Below are 3,958 nucleotides of genomic sequence, written 5' to 3' on the forward strand. Positions count from 1 at the left end.
GACGAACAGTTTGCCGACTGCATCACCATGCTCGCCAGAGAGTTCGGATTTCAGGCCTCGGATGTCTGTCTTGCCGTCATCCACACCAAAACCCGCCACGATGGCAAAGCAGACAATCGCCACTGCCAGTTTCTGGTTCGCACGACGCATGCCGAGACCGGCAAGGTTCTCGATGTCTCGCATCGCTATGAACGTCAGGAGAAGGTTGCCCGTCTGTTCGAGCTGAAACACGGTCTGGAGCTGACGAAGGGACGCCATAACCTAGCAGTGTATCACGCTGTTCCAGAGGAATTCCGTGACTGTCTGAAGGCTCTCTGCGAAGGACCGCTCCCGAACTCCTGTCTCTCAGACCCGCAGTCCAGACAATCGCAGCGTCACGGAGCAAGTCCGTTCGACATCAAATACGAGGTCCGGGAGCTGTTCTCCCGTAGCCAAAGCTGGCAGGCATTTGAACGTGCCGTGGCAGACCGTGGCTGGTCGCTGGAAGCGGGGCAGAAGAAACCGGATGTCCTCATTCTGAAGGACGGAAACGGGGTCTTCGTTGGCTCGTTGTCCCGTCTTCTGGGCCTGAAGAAAGCCGAGCTTCAGCAGCTCAGAACAGACCCGGAGGCCATGAGACAAAAAGGGATAGCCAGCCCTGGCTCTCGTGACACACGAGACCCAACTGGCAAGGGGGAAACCCCCGTTGACCCCCATAGCGACAGAACTGAGGATTCCGACGAGGCGTCAGAGGAAAAGGAAAAATCTGGCTCCGCTTCCGGGTCTGCACTCCTCTCCCCGCCTCCAAACTCTCTATCTCAAACCCCTCACTGGCTGGGACCGATTGCTCCCCTTCTGCACGCTTCCCGCTCGACAATTACGGAGGGGATGTCACACGCGGAAATCCAGTCGGTGATAGACTTCAATGCTCAGGAAGCGGAAAGAGATGGCCAGCTCCGGGAGTTACTGCACGACCAGAAACGCTTTGCGGCCCTGCTGACCGAAATCCTCACCAGCTTTCAAAGCCAGTGGCAGACCCTGCCTCCTGAACCCTATCCCGACCCGAAAAGCCGGGACGCTTCTGTGTTCCGCAAGAGACAGGAACAGAGACTGGAGCCAGCCCGTCAGGCGTGGAAACAGGCCAAAGAAAAAGCGAGTGTCTGGAATCTCTGGAACGGAGCTGACATCCAAAGAGCCAGAGCCGCGTTCGAGGCTCTGCTGCATCGCTATGGCTATGACCGTCACGAGGTCGGCAAACTCGACCTGCTGGACGATGACAATTTTGCCTATGCCGTGAACTGGACGGCGGAACGTGTCGTGTCAGGTCGGGAGCGTCAGCACAGGGCGTGGCAGAACACCCCCAAGGTTCGCCGTTACCTGACAGCGAAAGCCGAGATGGAGAGACTGGTGGCTCATCTGGAAAAGACGCGGGATGTGGAACTGCTGCTCTTGGCAAGAACCAATCCGGAGGAGGCTCTGAAGCGTCTGGCAGACCTGAAGGAGAACGAGAGACACGCCCAGCCAGTCATGAAAATTCAATTTCCTGACCAGCCCCGGCAAAAGCGTTCTCCCGTTCAGACCTTCTCGCTTTAAAGAGCGGCCTTGACCGGACTACCGGAGAGCTTGGCATCGACCGAGCCATTCATCTGTTTGAACAGTTCGGCATACATGACCTCTTCAGCCCGTAAATCTTCCAGTGTCAGACGGAGGCCGGAGACATTGAAGAGGTTTTCACCGACCGGAATGACCGTCACCGAGAGATAGGCCATCTCATGGGGCGTCGTGTAGGTCAGCGGTTCATTCGCTTCCGCAGTCGTCCCGGTCTGGGTCGTCACGACCTTTCCATCCGGTCCGGCATAGGCTGTCCCGGAGGGTGTGCCGTAGCGGGTCATGGGCTGAAGATGCAGACCATATTTGGACGCGATATCCGCCTGAAGGTCCGCGTAATGCGGGGAGGCTTCCATCGGAAAGGACGCAGACCGTTCAATCTTCGTGACCACCGCCCCCATGACAGGAATGGACAGGCGCACAGTCAGGCTGTCCTGTCCCTTCTGACAGGTCAGGGTGCTGGGGAAATACTGCGTGTTGACCCCGACCCCCTTGTAGGTGGTGGACAGATAGGTGTTCGTCACCTGAGGAGCTTTGCCACAGTAGGATGTCATGGTGCTGGTGGCGTCAGCCTGTGTCATCCCCAGTTTGAGGCCAAGAATGCTGTCCTGCCCGAAGACGTTATCGAGGGGCTGATAAGTCACGGTCTGCCTGAGATGCACCCCGCCATTGTCAGGAGGCGTCTGAGGCTGGGACGGTGGCACGGACAGTCCCAGAAGATGGGCACAGGCCGGTGTGATGAGTCCCTGATTATGCGCCAGCAGACACTGGGTCAGGCTCTGGGCATGGACGGAGAGCGGAACAGTGCTGACAGCCAGCACGAGGACGAAAGCCGGAAGGAAAGACCTGCTCATGATGTTACTGCCTCAGTCCGCTGCCGCCAGTATTCTGGCTGGTGGTGAAGCTGTGATGGACCACGATGTCCTTGTGGAGTGTCACCTTGAGGATATTGCTTTTGGCGCTATCTCTGGTTCCCAGAACGCCAAGCCCTACAACGTCCTGCACCATGGACAGACCATCCTGCCGGGTGGCTGAATAGACATACACCCACAGCTCATTGCCGTTCTCGAAGGACGTTTCGGACGGCTCGCCATAGAGCTGACGGAGTTGGGACGAGGTTGTCACACCATCGCGGATGGAGCGGTCGATATCCGCAGCCGTGACACTCTTCAGGGAGGCATTGCCAGCCGAGGAACAGGCACCCAGACAGCCCAGCACCACAGCCAGAGCCGCTGTTTTCATCATCTTCAAGACGGTTTTCCTTTTTTGATGGAGAGGCAGTCCCCACGTCACAGGCTCTCAAGAAAGCGGGGGTTGCTGTTGAGGATGGCGCTGAGCGTGCGAAGAGCCTGCTGCCTGTTTCGGAACAGCCGAAGCACGACCCGCAGCAGAGCAATGCCACCCACAAGCACCCCGAGATTTACGACCATCGCGAGCAGGGCAATCATCCTCAGGGACGAGGCTTCTCCATGAGGTATCAGGCGACTGACCAGCCCTATGAGAATCATCAGACACACGAACAGCAGACCGAAGCCGAGTACGCCTTTCAGGAGGCGACCTGCCATTCTGGACGCATCTGTCATCACAACCGACAGCGGCAGGGTATTGGAGACCAGCGTGGACTGGCCCGTGGACAGGTTGCGGACATAGAGGATACGCCCGGTTTTCCTGCCCTGAAGATTCCCCCAGACAAGACAGACCTCCTGCCCCTCCCGGACGGGACATTTCAGGCCGACCTGAAACTGGCGACCATCAGGCGCGACCACCCAGAACCTCTGATACTCGCGGGTGAACAGGGTTTTCTCGGCAGGAATGTCCACGAAGAGCGTATCCCCGACCGCCATGCTGCCAATCGGAGGACGGTAGGTGCTCTGTTCCGACCACTGACAGACCCCGTGAACCGTTCCCCGGATTCCGTGAAGCCAGAAGGGTTTTCCGCAGAGTTCGATATCCATGCCGCGCCCGAAACCTTCCGAAAAACAGGGGGAAAACATGACCCACCCCATTATCGTGAGAGCGGCATCCAGTTCCCTACCTGCGTTGAAATCCCCTGCAATATATCCCGTAAACACCTGATTTTGTTATGATTCAGGAAGGAGACCGGAAGGGCCTGAAAGGGTCCCACAAAGGTGTCCCTCAAGAACAGGACAGGGATTATGGGAAAATATGGCTATGCACGCGTAAGCACCTCACGACAGCAGACAGACAATCAGGTCACGGACCTTCTGCGGGAGGGCGTGCCGGAGACGCAGATTGTGACGGAAACAGTGTCAGGAGCGACCGCGTGGAAATCGCGTCCGGTCCTGAAGAAACTGGTCAGACGGCTTCAGGCCGGGGACACACTGACGGTGGTCAAGCTCGACCGTCTGGG

General features: G+C 57.9%; 5 protein-coding genes. 2 read left to right on the plus strand and 3 right to left on the minus strand.

Features of this window, described 5'->3' with window-relative positions:
• Window positions 1-1,572 (plus strand): hypothetical protein (locus tag HKD21_RS14195; RefSeq protein WP_194256251.1); only part of this gene is annotated, 1,572 nt, incomplete at its 5' end.
• Here HKD21_RS14195 and HKD21_RS14200 read toward each other — a convergent pair.
• The 3 genes from HKD21_RS14200 to HKD21_RS14210 are packed head-to-tail and all read right to left on the minus strand — an operon-like array spanning window position 1,569 to window position 3,581.
• Window positions 1,569-2,441, minus strand: a complete 873-nt coding sequence (locus HKD21_RS14200) for a hypothetical protein (protein ID WP_194256252.1) — start codon at window positions 2,439-2,441, stop codon at window positions 1,569-1,571. The two genes, HKD21_RS14195 and HKD21_RS14200, sit on opposite strands and share 4 nt — an antisense overlap.
• A 4-nt stretch (window positions 2,442-2,445) precedes the next feature.
• Entirely contained in the window at window positions 2,446-2,832 is a 387-nt protein-coding gene (locus HKD21_RS14205; RefSeq protein WP_194256253.1) for a hypothetical protein, read from the minus strand.
• A 44-nt stretch (window positions 2,833-2,876) separates the two neighbouring features.
• Window positions 2,877-3,581, minus strand: coding sequence for a hypothetical protein (locus tag HKD21_RS14210; RefSeq protein ID WP_194256254.1), 705 nt, complete (start codon window positions 3,579-3,581; stop codon window positions 2,877-2,879).
• A gap of 162 nt (window positions 3,582-3,743) precedes the next feature.
• On the opposite strand from HKD21_RS14210, the gene HKD21_RS14215 reads away from it, so the two are divergent.
• On the plus strand, window positions 3,744-3,958 hold a 215-nt coding region (locus tag HKD21_RS14215; RefSeq protein WP_194256255.1), incomplete at its 3' end, for a recombinase family protein.

Source organism: Gluconobacter cerevisiae (assembly GCF_015244675.1).
Taxonomy (GTDB): Bacteria; Pseudomonadota; Alphaproteobacteria; order Acetobacterales; family Acetobacteraceae; genus Gluconobacter; species Gluconobacter cerevisiae.